16 protein-coding genes are annotated in these 16,606 nt (G+C 51.2%); 9 read left to right on the top strand and 7 right to left on the bottom strand.

The features are described from left to right. Positions 1 to 187 precede the first annotated feature (187 nt). From cysB to acnA, 4 genes are all read left to right on the top strand, one after another. The gene (gene cysB / locus FCH32_RS11570) at positions 188 to 1,162 is read left to right on the top strand and encodes an HTH-type transcriptional regulator CysB (RefSeq protein WP_115258322.1); all 975 of its coding nucleotides are present in this window, start codon (positions 188 to 190) and stop codon (positions 1,160 to 1,162) included. A gap of 275 nt (positions 1,163 to 1,437) precedes the next feature. Further along, positions 1,438 to 1,599 (top strand): YmiA family putative membrane protein, encoded by a 162-nt coding sequence (locus FCH32_RS11565; protein ID WP_096756824.1) that lies wholly within the window; start codon positions 1,438 to 1,440, stop codon positions 1,597 to 1,599. Positions 1,600 to 1,601: 2 nt separating this feature from the next. Further along, positions 1,602 to 1,772, top strand: coding sequence for a hypothetical protein (locus FCH32_RS11560; RefSeq protein ID WP_168246952.1), 171 nt, complete (start codon positions 1,602 to 1,604; stop codon positions 1,770 to 1,772). A gap of 343 nt (positions 1,773 to 2,115) precedes the next feature. Continuing rightward, a complete protein-coding gene (gene acnA / locus FCH32_RS11555; RefSeq protein ID WP_115258323.1) occupies positions 2,116 to 4,791 on the top strand; it encodes an aconitate hydratase AcnA in 2,676 nt (891 codons plus the stop codon). Positions 4,792 to 4,855: 64 nt separating this feature from the next. Here the strand turns inward: acnA and ribA are convergent, their stop codons facing one another. Beyond that, positions 4,856 to 5,446, bottom strand: a complete 591-nt coding sequence (gene ribA, locus FCH32_RS11550) for a GTP cyclohydrolase II (protein ID WP_174360915.1) — start codon at positions 5,444 to 5,446, stop codon at positions 4,856 to 4,858. Positions 5,447 to 5,643: 197 nt separating this feature from the next. On the opposite strand from ribA, the gene pgpB reads away from it, so the two are divergent. The 5 genes from pgpB (at position 5,644) to yciH (ending at position 9,293) form a co-directional block, all read left to right on the top strand. Then, complete coding sequence (gene pgpB / locus FCH32_RS11545) at positions 5,644 to 6,408, top strand: phosphatidylglycerophosphatase B (RefSeq protein ID WP_115258324.1); 765 nt, start codon at positions 5,644 to 5,646, stop codon at positions 6,406 to 6,408. A 149-nt stretch (positions 6,409 to 6,557) separates the two neighbouring features. Next, a complete protein-coding gene (locus FCH32_RS11540) occupies positions 6,558 to 6,866 on the top strand; it encodes a LapA family protein (RefSeq protein ID WP_096756830.1) in 309 nt (102 codons plus the stop codon). A 6-nt stretch (positions 6,867 to 6,872) separates the two neighbouring features. Continuing rightward, complete coding sequence (gene lapB / locus FCH32_RS11535; RefSeq protein WP_096756831.1) at positions 6,873 to 8,042, top strand: lipopolysaccharide assembly protein LapB; 1,170 nt, start codon at positions 6,873 to 6,875, stop codon at positions 8,040 to 8,042. 186 nt (positions 8,043 to 8,228) lie between these two features. Beyond that, positions 8,229 to 8,966, top strand: a complete 738-nt coding sequence (pyrF, locus tag FCH32_RS11530; protein ID WP_115258326.1) for an orotidine-5'-phosphate decarboxylase — start codon at positions 8,229 to 8,231, stop codon at positions 8,964 to 8,966. Continuing rightward, positions 8,967 to 9,293, top strand: coding sequence for a stress response translation initiation inhibitor YciH (gene yciH, locus FCH32_RS11525; RefSeq protein ID WP_135911919.1), 327 nt, complete (start codon positions 8,967 to 8,969; stop codon positions 9,291 to 9,293). Positions 9,294 to 9,396: 103 nt separating this feature from the next. Here the strand turns inward: yciH and osmB are convergent, their stop codons facing one another. The 6 genes from osmB to FCH32_RS11495 all read right to left on the bottom strand — a co-directional run bounded on the left by osmB (position 9,397) and on the right by FCH32_RS11495 (position 16,533). Beyond that, entirely contained in the window at positions 9,397 to 9,615 is a 219-nt protein-coding gene (osmB, locus tag FCH32_RS11520) for an osmotically-inducible lipoprotein OsmB (protein ID WP_174360914.1), read from the bottom strand. Between the two features lie 267 nt (positions 9,616 to 9,882). After that, positions 9,883 to 10,635 (bottom strand): DNA-binding transcriptional regulator YciT, encoded by a 753-nt coding sequence (gene yciT, locus FCH32_RS11515; RefSeq protein WP_135911921.1) that lies wholly within the window; start codon positions 10,633 to 10,635, stop codon positions 9,883 to 9,885. Between the two features lie 96 nt (positions 10,636 to 10,731). Beyond that, positions 10,732 to 10,914, bottom strand: coding sequence for a YciZ family protein (locus tag FCH32_RS11510; RefSeq protein WP_117342884.1), 183 nt, complete (start codon positions 10,912 to 10,914; stop codon positions 10,732 to 10,734). A 183-nt stretch (positions 10,915 to 11,097) separates the two neighbouring features. Continuing rightward, entirely contained in the window at positions 11,098 to 13,089 is a 1,992-nt protein-coding gene (gene pdeR, locus FCH32_RS11505) for a cyclic di-GMP phosphodiesterase (protein ID WP_146716894.1), read from the bottom strand. A 262-nt stretch (positions 13,090 to 13,351) separates the two neighbouring features. Next, positions 13,352 to 15,286, bottom strand: a complete 1,935-nt coding sequence (locus FCH32_RS11500; RefSeq protein WP_115258331.1) for an exoribonuclease II — start codon at positions 15,284 to 15,286, stop codon at positions 13,352 to 13,354. An 89-nt stretch (positions 15,287 to 15,375) separates the two neighbouring features. Beyond that, positions 15,376 to 16,533, bottom strand: a complete 1,158-nt coding sequence (locus FCH32_RS11495; protein ID WP_174360913.1) for a carboxymuconolactone decarboxylase family protein — start codon at positions 16,531 to 16,533, stop codon at positions 15,376 to 15,378. Between the last annotated feature and the right edge of the window lie 73 nt (positions 16,534 to 16,606).

Here is a 16,606-nt window from a genome sequence, read left to right as displayed (position 1 = left end):
CAGTTTGACATCGCCTTAAAGGGTCGCGTAAGCGGCCCTTTTTTATAGGTGACGGTATCTATACAGCTCTGATTAAAATGATATAGTGGTTATAGTTAACAAACTTTTTATTATTAAATCGTATTAGCAGCGCGATTCAGCCTGCTCATAAACGATGGTCTGATGCCGCTAATCTGGATGGTCTAACATGAAATTACAGCAACTTCGCTATATTGTTGAGGTGGTTAACCACAACCTTAATGTCTCCTCAACGGCCGAAGGGCTCTATACCTCTCAACCGGGTATCAGTAAGCAAGTTCGTATGCTGGAAGACGAACTGGGTATCCAGATTTTTGCCCGTAGCGGTAAACACCTTACGCAGGTTACCCCGGCAGGGCAGGAAGTCATTCGTATTGCGCGCGAAGTTCTGTCTAAGGTAGATGCCATTAAGTCGGTTGCCGGTGAACATACCTGGCCGGACAAAGGCTCGCTGTATATTGCGACCACCCACACCCAGGCGCGCTATGCGCTGCCTAACGTGATTAAAGGCTTTATTGAGCGTTATCCTCGCGTCTCTTTGCATATGCATCAGGGCTCGCCGACCCAAATTGCGGAAGCCGTGTCGAAAGGCAACGCAGATTTTGCCATTGCAACCGAAGCGCTGCACCTGTACGACGATCTGGTGATGCTGCCGTGCTACCACTGGAATCGTTCGATTGTTGTCACGCCGGACCATCCGCTGGCGGGTAAATCCTCCGTGTCGATTGAAGAACTGGCGCAATACCCGCTGGTGACGTACACCTTTGGCTTTACCGGACGTTCAGAACTCGACACCGCGTTTAACCGCGCGGGTCTGGAGCCGCGTATTGTCTTTACCGCGACCGACGCGGATGTTATTAAAACCTATGTGCGACTCGGACTGGGCGTGGGCGTGATTGCCAGCATGGCGGTCGATCCGATTTCCGATCCGGATTTGGTACGGGTTGATGCGCATGATGTCTTTAGCCATAGCACCACCAAAATCGGTTTTCGTCGTAGTACGTTCCTGCGCAGTTACATGTATGATTTTATTCAGCGTTTTGCGCCGCATCTGACGCGCGATGTAGTGGATACGGCGGTCGCGTTACGTTCTAACGATGACATTGAAGCAATGTTTAAAGATATTAAATTGCCGGAAAAATAATAACGGGCCAGCGCTCGTCGGTATCTCAGTATGAAAAACGCTACCGACGGGCAAATCTGAATTAGTTACATTAACCGCATATTATTTAAGGAGAATGTTCGCCAAAGTAGTTTTAAATTAGAAAATCTGCTCAAAACCCTGTCAAATATTTAAATCGGATCAAACAATTGATTTATTCACGGCCCAGGATTCGAAAATTAACTGGCTTTTTCACGCCTTTTTCTTTAGGATTTCTCTTATCTGATGATTAATTGTACCAATCGTTTGGTGCCAATATGATAAGTGATTTCGATAGTATGAGGTTAGCGATGCCTTCTGGAAACCAGCCAGCACGCCGGGATCCCGCGCTGAAACGTAAAGCATGGTTCACGGTCTTTCTCGGTTCAGTCCTATTCTGGATTGTTGTTGCGCTCGTGGTTTGGAATGTGTGGAGTTAGTCATGTCCGTGCAACAGCAGCAACCCACGTCTACACCTTCTCAGCAAGACAATGAGCCAGCGCAGGATGCGACTACTGAATGTAGAAAGAATATTCCTGACGCGTGGCAACTTTCCCCGGCACAGCAGGCTTTTATTGATCTATTTGATGAAGATGAAGAACAGAAACAATAATTAACCCGCGTTTTATAGCCGTCATACTTAAAGCAGCATGTGCGTTATTTCCGTTCGTTCACCCCAGTCACATAGTTATCTATGCTCCTGGCGATTCACTCACTTGCCGCCTTCATGCCGCTCTAATTATTTTGGCTATATCTTCATTAGAATTAGTTCACCGTATTGAAGAGTGAATGACGTAATTCCACCTTCACGCCGTAATCCCCTTGTATCGCCATTTATGCTTCTCCGCTTTTATCAATTTGAGTTGTTATCAAAGCGTTACATTTTGTTTGTGTTATCTTTAATACTAACCCTGAGAAAAGTCAGGGGATGCCACCCTGTCATTTAAGGAGGAGCTATGTCGTCGACCCTACGCGAAGCCAGTAAGGACACATTGCAGGTTAAAGATAAAACCTACCGCTACTACAGTTTGCCGCTGGCTGCCAAATCATTGGGTGATATCACCCGTCTACCCAAATCGCTAAAAGTCTTGCTGGAAAACCTGCTGCGCTGGCAGGACGGTGATTCAGTTACTGAAGAAGATATTCATTCTCTGGCTCGATGGCTGGACAATGCCCATGCCGATCGCGAGATTGCCTATCGACCCGCCCGTGTACTGATGCAGGATTTTACCGGCGTTCCGGCGGTGGTCGATCTGGCGGCCATGCGCGAAGCGGTTAAACGCCTCGGCGGTGATACGGCTAAAGTGAACCCGCTTTCACCTGTTGATCTGGTGATTGACCACTCGGTGACGGTAGACCACTTCGGTGATGATGATGCGTTCGAAGAGAACGTTCGCCTGGAAATGGAGCGTAACCACGAGCGCTATGTGTTTCTGAAATGGGGGCAGCAGGCATTCAGCCGCTTCAGCGTTGTACCGCCGGGGACGGGGATCTGCCACCAGGTTAACCTCGAATACCTGGGAAAAGCGGTGTGGAGTGAATTGCAGGATGGCGAGTGGGTGGCTTACCCGGACACGCTGGTTGGTACCGACTCCCACACTACGATGATTAACGGCCTTGGTGTACTGGGGTGGGGCGTGGGCGGAATTGAAGCAGAAGCCGCGATGCTGGGGCAACCGGTCTCGATGCTGATCCCGGATGTCGTGGGCTTCAAGCTGGATGGAAAACTACGTGAGGGGATCACCGCCACCGATCTGGTCCTGACCGTGACCCAGATGCTGCGTAAGCACGGTGTGGTCGGTAAATTTGTTGAGTTCTATGGTGATGGCCTCGACACGCTGCCGCTGGCAGACCGTGCCACCATTGCCAATATGGCACCGGAGTATGGTGCGACCTGCGGTTTCTTCCCCATTGATGGCGTCACGCTCGAATACATGCGCCTGAGCGGTCGCAGCGAAGAGCAAGTTGAGCTGGTTGAGTCCTACGCCAAAGCGCAGGGAATGTGGCGTAATACGGGCGATGCGCCGATCTTTACCAGTTCACTGGAACTGGACATGGCCGATGTGGAAGCCAGCCTGGCCGGACCGAAGCGTCCGCAGGATCGCGTCGCGCTGGGGGATGTCCCGAAAGCATTTGCGGCAAGCAATGAGCTTGAGCTGAACAGTTCGCACAAAGACAGTCAGCCGGTCGACTATGTTCTGAACGGTCATCAATACCAGCTGCCAGACGGTGCGGTGGTGATTGCGGCTATTACCTCCTGTACCAACACCTCAAACCCGAGCGTGCTGATGGCGGCGGGCTTACTGGCGAAAAAAGCGGTCACTCTTGGTCTGAAACGTCAACCATGGGTCAAAGCCTCGCTAGCACCGGGATCAAAAGTGGTGTCTGACTATCTGGCGCAGGCCCGGCTGACCCCGTACCTTGATGAACTGGGGTTCAATCTGGTTGGCTATGGTTGTACCACCTGTATTGGTAACTCTGGGCCGTTACCCGATCCTATTGAAACGGCGATTAAAAAAGGTGACCTGACGGTGGGGGCGGTACTTTCCGGTAACCGTAACTTTGAAGGACGCATTCATCCGTTAGTGAAAACGAACTGGCTGGCCTCTCCGCCGCTGGTGGTCGCTTACGCGCTGGCGGGCAATATGAACATTAACCTGACCAAAGATCCGCTCGGACACGATAAAAAAGGTGACCCCGTATATCTGAAAGATATCTGGCCTTCTGCACGGGAAATTGCCCGCGCCGTCGAGCAGGTATCCACGGAGATGTTCCACAAAGAGTATGCGGAAGTGTTTGAAGGTACGCCGGAATGGAAATCGATCAATGTTGATCGTGTCGACACCTACGGCTGGCAGTCTGACTCGACCTATATTCGCCTGTCACCGTTCTTCGAGGGCATGCAGGCTACGCCGGCTCCGGTAAACGATATTCATGGAGCGCGTATATTGGCGATGCTGGGTGACTCGGTGACCACAGATCATATTTCCCCCGCTGGCAGCATTAAGGCGGACAGCCCGGCAGGACGCTATTTGCAGAGCCACGGCGTTGAGCGCCGGGATTTTAACTCCTATGGTTCACGACGTGGAAATCATGAAGTGATGATGCGAGGTACTTTTGCCAACATTCGTATCCGCAATGAAATGGTGCCGGGAATTGAAGGCGGGATGACTCGCCATTTACCGGGGACGGAAGTGGTAGCCATTTACGATGCGGCCATGCGTTATCAGCAGGAGAGCGTGCCGCTGGCGGTGATTGCCGGTAAGGAATACGGATCAGGCTCCAGTCGCGACTGGGCAGCGAAAGGTCCACGTTTACTGGGTATTCGCGTGGTCATCGCAGAATCGTTTGAGCGAATTCACCGTTCTAACCTGATTGGTATGGGGATCCTGCCGCTGGAGTTCCCGCAAGGGGTGACGCGTAAAACGTTGGGACTCACCGGTGAGGAAGTGATTGATATTACGGATTTACAAACAATTCAACCGGGCGCCACAATTGCGGTGAATATGATGCGCGCAGATGGCAGCAAAGAGGTGATTATGTGCCGCTGTCGTATCGATACTGCGACGGAGTTAACCTACTACCAGAACGACGGTATTTTGCACTATGTGATTCGTAATATGCTGAAGTAAAAAGTGAAAAAGCCTGCGTAAGCAGGCTTTTCATGGGGCAGGTGCATGTGCAATTACCGGGCGATTATTCGCTCAATAAATGGCCCATTTTGGCGGCTTTGGTATCCAGATAATGCGCATTTTTCGGGTTCCGGCCCACGATCAGCGGCACGCGTTCGACAATATTGATCCCAGCTTCGGTCAGAATCTCAACTTTCTTCGGATTATTGGTCAGCAGTCGTACTGCATCTACGCCCAGCAGCTTAAACATATCTGCGCACAGGGTGAAGTCGCGCTCATCGGCAGCAAAACCTAACTGGTGGTTGGCTTCAACGGTATCGTAGCCTTGATCTTGCAACGCATAGGCGCGGATCTTATTCAGCAGGCCGATGTTGCGACCTTCCTGACGATGGTAAAGCAGGATACCGTGTCCCTCTTCAGCAATGTGCGTGAGCGCGGCTTCCAGTTGGAAACCGCAATCGCAACGCAGGCTGAAAAGCGCATCGCCAGTCAGACATTCGGAATGGACGCGTGCCAGGACCGGTGTTTGACCCGAAATATCGCCAAATACCAGCGCGACATGATCGTGCCCGGTTGCCAGTTCTTCAAATCCCACCATCAGGAAATCACCCCAGGGGGTTGGCAGTTTGGCTTCTGCCACACGTTTAAGCTGCATGTATTTCTCCAGATTACGCTGGCACTCGCCGTGCCGTCGCCTATTGGCTTCTGTATGGCACTATTTTGCCATAAGGCGACGGCGTTCGCCTAATGGCGACAGCGCATTCGTATTTGCAATGGCACAAAATTGTCAATTTTCCCGGCGCGCAATTTTTTCAGTTATGATTGTGAGACTTATCGACGAAAGGAGATGCAATGCTTTCTATCGCAAAGCGAACCGCCGTAGGTGCTGTTCTGTTGTTGATTATGCCAGTGTCCATGTGGGTGTCTGGCTGGAGTTGGCAGCCAGGGAACAATGTCTGGTGGTTAAAATCCTTATACTGGATAACGGAAACGGTGACGCAACCCTGGGGAATCATTACTCATGTGTCCCTGTGTGTGTGGTTTTTGTGGTGTCTGAGATTTCGTCTGAAAGCCGCGATGATGCTGTTCGCCATCCTTGCCGCGGCAATTTTGATCGGCCAGGGGGTCAAGTCATGGGTAAAAGAAAGGGTGCAGGAGCCACGACCTTTTGTGGTTTGGCTGGAAAAAACGCACCATGTCCCTGTTGATGAGTTCTACACTTTAAAGCGTAAAGAGCGCGGACACTTAGTCAAAGAGCAATTATCAGGACAGCAGGATATCCCGACCTTTTTACGTAAACACTGGCAAAAAGAGACGGGTTTCGCATTTCCCTCTGGTCATACGATGTTTGCCGCCAGTTGGGCGTTACTGGCCGTGGGGCTATTATGGCCGCGTAGACGTACGCTGACGATTGTTTTCTTGCTGGTCTGGGCGACGGGTGTAATGGGCAGTCGTTTGTTACTGGGCATGCACTGGCCGCGAGATTTAGTCGTGGCGACGTTGATATCATGGCTGCTGGTTACGTTGGCGACATGGCTTGCACAACGGGTCTGTGGGCCATTAACACCGCCGGTTCAGGAGCAACAAGAAATCGCGCAGCGTGAACAAGAAAGCTGACCGTGATTGATTTTTCGCGTTTTGCCCTTAAATCATAAAGACTAAAGCGCTTTTCCATTTCGCACTCGTCGTGAAAATGGTAATTTAAAGGGCTCAACGCGGTAAGTTGTACACGATTTATTCGCTCAAACCACATAACGGGAAGTAATGTGAAATATTTACTCATTTTCTTACTGGTGTTGGCGATTTTTGTTATTTCGGTGACATTAGGTGCGCAAAACGATCAACAGGTAACGTTTAACTACCTGCTGGCCCAAGGTGAATATCGTATTTCTACGCTGCTTGCCGTGTTGTTTGCTGCAGGATTTGCGATTGGTTGGTTAATTTGCGGCCTTTTCTGGCTGAGGGTTCGCGTGTCTCTTGTGCGTGCCGAACGTAAAATCAAACGACTGGAAAACCAGCTTGCGCCTGCGACCGACGTTGCGGTTTCTGCCGATTCGTCGGTTGTGAAGGAATAATTATTTATGCTGGAGTTGTTGTTTCTGCTGTTACCTGTAGCCGCTGCCTATGGGTGGTATATGGGTCGCAGAAGTGCGCAACAAACAAAACAGGACGAAGCTAACCGCCTGTCGCGTGACTATGTCGCCGGGGTTAACTTCCTTCTGAGCAACCAACAAGATAAAGCGGTGGATCTGTTCCTCGATATGTTGAAAGAGGATACCGGCACCGTTGAGGCTCATCTCACCCTCGGAAACCTGTTCCGCTCGCGCGGTGAAGTCGATCGCGCTATCCGCATCCATCAAACGTTGATGGAAAGTGCGTCATTGACCTACGAACAGCGTTTGCTGGCGGTTCAACAACTCGGTCGCGATTACATGGCCGCAGGTCTGTATGACCGCGCTGAAGACATGTTCAATCAGCTTACCGATGAAACCGATTTTCGCGTGGGTGCGTTGCAACAGTTGTTGCAGATCTATCAGGCAACCAGTGAGTGGCAAAAAGCCATTGACGTTGCGGAACGCCTGGTGAAGCTCGGTAAAGATAAGCAGCGAATTGAGATCGCACACTTCTACTGCGAACTGGCCCTTCAGCAACTGGGCAGCGACGACATGGACCGCGCCATGACGTTGTTAAAAAAAGGGGCTGCCGCCGACAAAAACAGTGCGCGGGTTTCCATCATGATGGGACGCGTGTACATGATGAAAGGGGACTATGCGAAGGCGGTCGAAAGCCTGCAGCGCGTAATTTCCCAGGACAAAGAGCTGGTCAGCGAAACGCTGGACATGCTACAGAGTTGCTACCAGCAACTTGGTAAGAACGATGAATGGGCGGAGTTCTTACGCCGCGCCGTAGAGGAGAATACCGGTGCCGCCGCTGAGCTGATGTTGGCGGATATCCTCGAAGCGCGTGAGGGCAGCGATACCGCGCAGGTTTATATCACCCGTCAGTTGCAGCGTCATCCGACGATGCGCGTCTTCCACAAACTAATGGACTATCACCTCAATGAGGCCGAGGAAGGGCGTGCTAAAGAGAGTCTGATGGTGTTACGGGATATGGTCGGCGAACAGGTTCGCAGTAAGCCGCGCTACCGCTGCCAGAAATGCGGATTTACCGCCTACACGCTGTACTGGCATTGCCCATCGTGCCGTTCATGGTCAACCATTAAGCCAATTCGCGGTCTTGACGGTTTGTAATTAAAAAAATACCGACTTTAGTTACAACATCCTTATTGTTTAATAACATCCTGCACATTTAGCCTCCGTGCCACATCGCCAGGCAGCGATGTAATCGAATCTGTTAATTTCCTATGACCACAGGTAGAATGCACGCCGTTTACCCATTTTGTGCCGAAAGGTGCCCATCTTCAGGAAGGTCTGGTTATGACGTTTACTGCTTCATCTTCTCCCCGTGCTGTTACTGATTCTCCTGTCGTTGTCGCTCTGGACTACAATAATCGCGATAAAGCATTGGCATTTGTCGACAGAATTGATCCCCGTGATTGCCGTTTGAAAGTGGGCAAAGAGATGTTCACGCTTTTTGGGCCTCAATTGGTGCGCGACCTGCAACAGCGTGGATTTGACGTATTTCTGGACCTGAAATTCCATGACATCCCCAATACCACGGCACATGCCGTAGCGGCTGCGGCAGACCTTGGCGTGTGGATGGTTAACGTTCATGCCTCGGGTGGGGCACGGATGATGACGGCGGCTCGTGAAGCCTTGGTACCATTTGGTAACGATGCGCCGTTGTTAATTGCCGTGACGGTGCTGACCAGCATGGAAGCCAGCGACCTTGCCGATCTGGGAGTGACGTTGTCACCTGCGGAGCATGCAGAAAGACTGGCACGGTTAACGCAAAACTGCGGGCTGGACGGCGTTGTCTGTTCTGCACAGGAAGCGGTACGATTCAAACAAGAGTTTGGTCAGGCGTTTAAGCTGGTAACGCCTGGTATTCGTCCTGAAGGCAGTGAAGCGGGCGATCAGCGCCGCATTATGACGCCACAGCAGGCACTGTCAGCGGGTGTGGATTATATGGTGATTGGTCGTCCGGTCACGCAGTCGGCGGATCCGGCCCAGACGCTGAAGGCGATCAACACCTCACTGAAACGAGGAGCGTAAATGAGCGACGCTAACTCTCGTCTGGTCTACTCGACTGAGTCCGGACGAATTGACGAACCTAAAGCGGTGACAGAACGTCCAAAAGGCGATGGTATTGTGCGAATTCAACGCCAGACCAGCGGTCGAAAAGGAAAGGGCGTTTGCCTGATTACCGGTATTGATCTGGACGACTCAGAGCTAACCAAATTAGCAGCCGAGTTAAAGAAAAAATGTGGCTGTGGTGGGGCCGTGAAAGAGGGCGTCATTGAAATACAAGGCGATAAACGCGACCTGATTAAATCCTTGCTGGAAGCCAAAGGCTTGAAAGTTAAACTGGCTGGCGGCTAATAAAAAAAGCCACGAAAATATTCGTGGCTTTATTATTAGTAATGTAAATAGTACGGTCGCGAAAAAGTAAACGTATTATTATATCGAGCCGGTCAACCGTAGATTATTTACCCACCTGGTGGCCGATAATACCACCTACTGCAGCACCACCCAGCGTACCCAGCGTACTGCCGTCCGTCAGGACTGCACCACCAATGGCACCTGCACCCGCACCAATGGCGGTGCTGCGGTCTTGTTTAGACCAGTTAGAGCAGGCACTCAAAGACATAGCCAGAGTAATCGCCAGAATGGCAGCGGTCATTTTTTTGCTCGTTACTAACATAATACTTTCTCCTGAATGATTGATTCACGGAATCCAGTCTCTTTAATGATAGCGTGAAATTAAGGTCATTAAAGGTATTTCCGTGAAACCGTTTAGCGCAGGGCATGACCATCAATCATCTGTTGATGAGAGTGTGTTCCTGTTATATCGCTAACATTAATTTTACGACATTACCCTGTTAACAACAGGTAAAAAGTCTTAATTGGACGGTCGGATAAGTCTCAGAGAGAAGATGATTTGCCGACAGGCAAATCATCTGGTGATGTATTATGCGCGGGTATCGATGATGTTAACGATTAGTCCTGAATGCTCTAGTTGCATTTGCACGCTGGCGCTGAGTTTTGCATCAGTGACGACACGATTGAATCGCTCCAACGGACCGAGTGTGTACGGATGAATGGCGTCAAACTTCGAGCTGTCGGTGAGCACAATCACCTCTGCGCCTTTTTCCAGCACTGCATTGACCACGTCTGAACGCATCATGTCACGGCCGGTGAAGCCGGTTTCAGGCTGCCAGCCATCGATTCCAATAAAAGCCTTACTAAAGTGAACCTGCTGGATAAACTGACGCGTTAATGGCCCAACCATGCTTTCGCTTTTTTTCTGATAGATCCCGCCGAGGAGGATTACTTCGCAGGGTGTTTCTTTCAGCAGGTGAGCGATATAGCTGCTGACCGTAATGATAGTGACGTCTTTTTGTTCCGCCAGCGTTCTGGCCAGCAGTGCATTACTGCTACCGTTTTCAATAAATACGGATTCACCAGGATTGACCAGTGAGGCGGCAAACTCAGCCAGTTCACGTTTCAGGGTGAAGTTGGTCATCATACGCGTTTCAACATCGTCGCTATTCAGTGACACTGCGAAACCATGCGCACGGCGTAAATAACTCTGTTTTTCCAGCGTGTTCAGATCCTGTCGAATCGTCACTTCAGAGACACCGGTGATTTTGGCAAGCTCAGATACGCTCATCTGGCCTTTATCGGTCACCATCTGCAAAATAGATTGTTGTCGGGAATTCATAGTATTAATTTTTATAGCGGTATCGTATCGGACATTAAACGGAGGTTACGTTATCAGCAGTCTGATATCAGCAACCACATAACAAGTACAAAGCCGTCAGATCTCCCACGGGGCTTTGTGTTTTTTTGACACTGGCGCTGTTTCTTCGTTGACCGTGCTTAACAGTTCAGCCTTGAGGATTTCGAGATTGTGGATGGCTGAATGAGAGTCACCTGCAACAAGGATATCCAGTACGGTATCAATGCGTTCGGCCAGTCGTTTTGCGTCGATATCAGACATGGTCATCATCCTGGTGTCAAAAAATTTAGAATTTCATGATGCAGAAAATCATCATAAAAGAGAAGGGAAAAATAGTATTAACCGACATGATCGGAGAATATTATATATTCCGTGATTACAGACAGATACGATAGTCACGGAATGTACATTCTTCGCTATTTCTCGACGAGTATTCCTGCATGGTTAGCGCATTTTTTTATTCAGATGTCGCTTATACCAACGTTCAAACGCGGCAGCTGGCATTGGCTTAGCGAACAAAAATCCCTGACGCTCATTGACACCATTCTTGGTCAGAAAGGCATCCTCTTTCGCACTTTCCACGCCTTCAGCAATCACCTGTAGATTTAGCGCTTGCGCCACCGCAACAATGGCGCGTACCAGCGACTGTGAAATTGATTGTTTGTGGATATCCCTGACGAAGGTCTGGTCCAGTTTAATCGCATCGAGCGGGAAGCGGGCAAGCTGGGAAAGTGAAGAGTATCCTGTGCCAAAATCATCCAAATGGATCTGGGCGCCAAGCTGACTAAACTGCTGAATAACGGACAGTGCTAGCTGTTCATTCTCAATTAAACTGCTTTCTGTTAACTCGACGTCAATGGGGCAATACTCAAAATTCAGATCGTGGAGAACCTGCTTCAGATCGGTGAACAGTGTTTGATCGGCCAGTTGACGCGCCGAGACGTTTACCGCCACGCGCAAATTGATTCCCTTATCGCGCCACTTCGCCACCTGGCGCACAACGTCCAGAATCACCCAGCGCCCCAGCGGGACGATAAGCCCTGATTCTTCGGCGTAAGAGATAAATTCCAGCGGCGGAATTAACCCACGCTCTGGCGACTGCCAGCGGACCAGCGCCTCCAGGCTGCGGACTTCACCCCGCCAGGTTATTTTGGGCTGGTAGTGGATCAGCAACTGATCGTTTTCCAGCGCCTTACGCAGGTTGGTATCCAGCCACAGATACTCGAACACCCGCTGATTCATTTCAGGGGAGAACACGCAAAACTGCCCACGTCCGCCTTCTTTGGCGGTATACATGGCGGTATCCGCGTTGCGAATGACGTTTTCGCTGTCATTACCATGCTGGGGTGCCAGGGAAATGCCGATAGAACAGCCGGTATACACTTCAATCAGGCCAATACGGAACGGTAGCCGCAGACGGGTCAGAATGCGCGAGGCCGTGGCCTCCAGCGCCCCCTGGGAGGTTCCCGTCGCGAGGACGATAAACTCATCACCACCGAAGCGCGCCAGTAACTGGTTATCTTCGAGGCAACTTAGGATGGCCAGCGAGACACTCTGTAAAAGCTGGTCGCCAAACATATGCCCGTAGGCATCGTTGACCTTTTTGAAGTTATCGAGGTCGAGATAAATAATGCCGACCTGCGTGTCGCCCGCGTTATCAATCGCCTCGCTAATCAACTCATGAATGGCGTTACGGTTGGGTAACCCGGTGATGGAGTCGGTGTTCGCCAACACGCGAAGTCGCTCCTGGGCGCGCCGTTCTTCGGTAATATCGGTCCCGGAACAAATCAGAAATATTTCGTTCTTACCGCTGCCGTTATGCACAAATTTATTACGAAACAGGAACAGGCGCTGACCCTTACAGGTGTTAACCCAGCGCTCGACTTCATACGAGTTGCCTTCACGAAAAAAAACGTCAATATTGCGTCTTGATGCAGCAGCTTCACGACGGCTCATAAACAGCGTGAAGACGCTTTGCCCGATCACTTCACGTTCTCTTAGCCCGGTGTATTCTTCGCATAACCGATTAAAACGTTGAATGTTACCCTGTCGGTCAAGTATCACGATAACTGAATTGGCTTCCGATACGACCTGTTCGGCAAAGGATAATCCTTGTGCCAGATCGCGTGCTACAGAAGGGGTGTCGTCCCAGGCTGATGCGCTACCTGCCCATTCACGTTTATTAATTTTTCGCCCGACAAGGTGCACGGGAATGTCATCCGTATCGATGGGAAGGGTCATCAGCAGACTGGATGTAATCACTGTCATTTCCCGAATGCGATCGGCTTGTTCCGGTGATAATTTGATGGTTTGTTCTGCTGCGGCCGTTTCGTCAATAGAGAAATGCAGGATGTTACACTCCTCTGACAAACGCCAGTAGGGGTTGTGAGAACCCACGAAGCTATACAACGTTACCAATTCCCGAACGTCTTTCATGATGTGTACTATCCCGTTTAAAGCGCATAGAGCCTCAAAAGTAAGGGTAGCCATGATTCATACAGGGTGATTATGGCTGAACATATTGTTTTATTTATATATTTATGTGTAATCCAGATTCAGAAAAAAGCAAAGTCAGCAGACCTGAAAAGAGTAAAAATAATTTGGACTGGATGAAGGAAGTGTAGTGCGTGGCGGCGTATCAGGGGGGAAAAGAAAACGACCTTTCACAAAAAGAGAAAGGCCGTTGAGTTTAGTGGTGCTACGCGGCTGGACGTGCGATAACGCTGCGGGTTTCCATTCGCACTTCTGCGATGGTCACGTCGATCACGTCAGTGACCTTGTAAACCACGTCACCTTTGATCTGTACCGTGCCGTTTTCCTGGCTGCACACCAGTTCATCACGGACCGCGTGCAGGAACGGTGCCGGGATAAACGCGACGGCGCCATTGTCGACTAAGCGCACCCGCATACCGCCGCGGCTGACATCGATGATTTCAGCCGCAAAACGGGTGTCAGTCCCGGCTTTGTCACTCAGGAAGCGGGCGTATAACCAGTCACCGACGTCACGTTCGGCCATCCGGTTCAGGCGACGGCGTTCCGTCATCTGTATCGTGATGTCGTCCTGTGGTCGAGCGATGGTTTCGCCTTTAATTACCGCTTTTAACAGGCGATGGTTGATCATATCGCCATACTTACGGATAGGTGAGGTCCAGGTGGCGTATGCCTCCAGGCCCAGGCCAAAGTGCGGACCTGGCTCGACGCTGATTTCAGCGTAGGACTGGAAACGGCGAATACGGCTATCGAGGAAACCAGAAGGTTGAGCATCCAGTTCACGACGCAGTTTGCAGAAGCCTTCCAGCGTCAACACCTCTTCGGCATCCACGTGCATACCATGGGTTTTCAGCAGGGCGGCCAACGCTTCAGCATTCGCCGGATCGAACCCCATGTGTACGTTATAAATCCCGAAGCCTAGTTTGTCGCGAAGAACGCGCGCGGCGCAGATGTTTGCCGCAATCATCGACTCTTCCACGATACGATTAGCAATGCGACGCGGTTCCGCCACGATATCCAGCACTTCACCTTTTTCACCCAGTACAAAGCGGTAATCCGGGCGATCTTTAAACACCAGGGCGTGGTTATGACGCCACTCGCCACGGCTCATGCAGATACGCTGCAACAGACGGATCTGCTCGGCAATCTCGTCGTTTTCAGGCTGCCAGCCATTATTCCCTTCCAGCCAGTCAGACACGTTGTCATAGGCCAGTTTCGCTTTGGATTCGATGGTCGCCGTGAAGAAGGTGATGTCGTCTTCAATAGTGCCGTCAGCCGCAATGGTCATGCGGCAAGCGAGCACCGGACGGACTTCGTTAGCCCGCAGCGAGCAGAGGTCGTCTGACAGTTCACGCGGTAACATCGGGATATTGAAGCCCGGGAGATAGTTGGTGAACGCGCGAATTTTAGCAGTGTTATCCAGCTTGCTGCCTTCGGCAATCCAGGCGGTAGGATCGGCAATGGCGACGGTTAATTGCAGTTTGCCATCTGCCAGTTCCTCGGCGTACAGCGCATCGTCCATATCTTCGGTGCTGGCACTGTCAATGGTGACGAAGTTCAGTGCGGTAAGATCCTGACGTTCCAGACCTTCATCCAGCATTTCGGTGGCTACGCCGTTAGGTGCTTCTTTTTCAAGATTGTGGCGCGCCAGCGTGACCCACCAGGGGACGAAATGATCGTCAGCAAAGGTGATGAACTGGGTTAATTCAGCGTAGAAGGTGCGGTCGCCTTTCAGCGGATGGCGACGCATTTCTGCGACGGCCCAGTCACCTTCCTTAAATTCATGATCCACACCGCGAGCAGCGCGGCAGGGGATAGCGTCTTTCAGTAACGGATGATCTGGCACAATGGACAGACGATCGTTCTTACCCTGAACTTTACCCACAAAACGCGTCAGGAACGGTTCAACCAGTTCTTCCGGCTCGGCAGATTCGCGATCTTTTTCGCTATGGATCACCGCGACAATGCGGTCACCATGCATCACTTTTTTCATCTGCGGCGGTGGAATGAAATAGCTTTTTTGTGCATCGACTTCCAGGAAGCCAAAGCCTTTTTCCGTGGCTTTTACCACCCCTTCAGCACGCGGCGTCTGGGAATGTAGTTGCTGTTTAAGCTGCGCTAGCAGCGGGTTGTCCTGAAGCATAATTGTCTATTTTCGTGGCCAAAAGAGCGGCTGACAGTTTTACGCGAAACTGCCAGTCGCAGCAAGCGCTCTTTCAATGAGCGGAGTGGTTAGTGAGTCTCGCCCAGCGCGATTTTCAAGCGATTCAACCATCCGCACAATCCACTCCAGGCCAGTAAGTTAATAGCCTGTTCCGATGAGGTACCCTGTTCAAATAACGGGGTTAACAGTGCGGCGCTAAAACGGTCGGGCGCCCGGGTTAGCCATTGTACCGCTTGCAGGGTAGCGCGCTCAACCGGATGTCGTTGTTCCCAGCGCTGCAATTCGCGTTCATCCAGACGCAGTATCGTGATGAAGTCCGCCAGTTGATGAGCTGTGAGGGCCTGTTCATTAAAGCATGCCACGCTGCCGTTAATGCGTGATGTCAGCAGTGTGGCGAGAGAAAACGCCCTCGACGGTGTATCTGTACATAGCGTACTGGTCAGCAATGATCTGAGTAAAGCCAGTATCGTCGGTGAATGTGCCAGCAGCGGCGCGAGCGTTTGTAAATCCGGGATGCGCCCGTTTTGGTCAACGCTGCCTGGTGAAGCCTCGCGAGGCGGGATGACGTCTATCGGGAATGCGGCAATATGCCATTGTGCATCGGCGTTGTTAAAAATAGCGGCCTGCGCGTATTGCTGAACATCAAGGCCCGGTATGCGACGCAAGGGATGGCCAAAATAAGCCTGAAGGACCGCCACGACACGGGCCTGAAAACCGACAAAGCCGATGACCTGATTAATCAAGATGATATCGCAGGTTGTTAATCCAACGTCATCAAGATGCTGGCGATCGCGTGCGCCAATCACGGCGGGAGAACTGGCAAGTTGGCGAGCATACTGGGTAATTTGTGCCAGCCGGTGATTACTCTCACGGGAGGAATCCGGGCCTGGTAGCGGGGTCAAACGCGCTGCGTAGTGGTTACACAATCGTTGGATGCCGTAAACCTGAGCGACAGTTAAGGCGGTACTCATTCGTTCATAGGCGCTGAACGTATGTAACGGTTTTAGGGCAACATCAGCAGGGAAGAGAAGGTGAGCAAGTTCACGGGCAGGTTCTAACCAGGACTGAAAGGGTAACAGCGCGACTTCCGGTATCGCCAGGTCCAGCAAAAAACTGTCTTCGACGTCTGCTGCTTCTGGCACCAGCGGAAGAACATCTTGCGGATAGGTGCTGGACTGCGTTTCATGATACCAGTGGCTTTTGCCTTCAATTCGGCGTTGTTCCATGGGCGTTCCTTGGTCAAAAAAGTGGCGACCCGGATACGTCGTTATGTTCGTCCGCCGGATCGTTTGCGCTGCA

This window comes from Citrobacter gillenii (assembly GCF_013337685.1).
GTDB lineage: Bacteria > Pseudomonadota > Gammaproteobacteria > Enterobacterales > Enterobacteriaceae > Citrobacter > Citrobacter gillenii.
This window is presented reverse-complemented; position numbering and strand designations above follow the sequence as displayed.

Bases quoted from the DNA above. Each gene is read 5' to 3' on its own strand.
- acnA (WP_115258323.1), top strand. From the start codon at position 2,116: ATGTCGTCGACCCTACGCGAAGCCAGTAAGGACACATTGCAGGTTAAA.
- cysB (WP_115258322.1), top strand. From the start codon at position 188: ATGAAATTACAGCAACTTCGCTATATTGTTGAGGTGGTTAACCACAAC.
- yciH (WP_135911919.1), top strand. From the start codon at position 8,967: ATGAGCGACGCTAACTCTCGTCTGGTCTACTCGACTGAGTCCGGACGA.
- osmB (WP_174360914.1), bottom strand. From the start codon at position 9,615: ATGTTAGTAACGAGCAAAAAAATGACCGCTGCCATTCTGGCGATTACT.
- ribA (WP_174360915.1), bottom strand. From the start codon at position 5,446: ATGCAGCTTAAACGTGTGGCAGAAGCCAAACTGCCAACCCCCTGGGGT.
- pdeR (WP_146716894.1), bottom strand. From the start codon at position 13,089: ATGAAAGACGTTCGGGAATTGGTAACGTTGTATAGCTTCGTGGGTTCT.
- FCH32_RS11500 (WP_115258331.1), bottom strand. From the start codon at position 15,286: ATGCTTCAGGACAACCCGCTGCTAGCGCAGCTTAAACAGCAACTACAT.
- FCH32_RS11565 (WP_096756824.1), top strand. From the start codon at position 1,438: ATGATAAGTGATTTCGATAGTATGAGGTTAGCGATGCCTTCTGGAAAC.
- yciT (WP_135911921.1), bottom strand. From the start codon at position 10,635: ATGAATTCCCGACAACAATCTATTTTGCAGATGGTGACCGATAAAGGC.
- pyrF (WP_115258326.1), top strand. From the start codon at position 8,229: ATGACGTTTACTGCTTCATCTTCTCCCCGTGCTGTTACTGATTCTCCT.
- FCH32_RS11495 (WP_174360913.1), bottom strand. From the start codon at position 16,533: ATGGAACAACGCCGAATTGAAGGCAAAAGCCACTGGTATCATGAAACG.
- FCH32_RS11510 (WP_117342884.1), bottom strand. From the start codon at position 10,914: ATGTCTGATATCGACGCAAAACGACTGGCCGAACGCATTGATACCGTA.
- FCH32_RS11560 (WP_168246952.1), top strand. From the start codon at position 1,602: ATGTCCGTGCAACAGCAGCAACCCACGTCTACACCTTCTCAGCAAGAC.
- pgpB (WP_115258324.1), top strand. From the start codon at position 5,644: ATGCTTTCTATCGCAAAGCGAACCGCCGTAGGTGCTGTTCTGTTGTTG.
- lapB (WP_096756831.1), top strand. From the start codon at position 6,873: ATGCTGGAGTTGTTGTTTCTGCTGTTACCTGTAGCCGCTGCCTATGGG.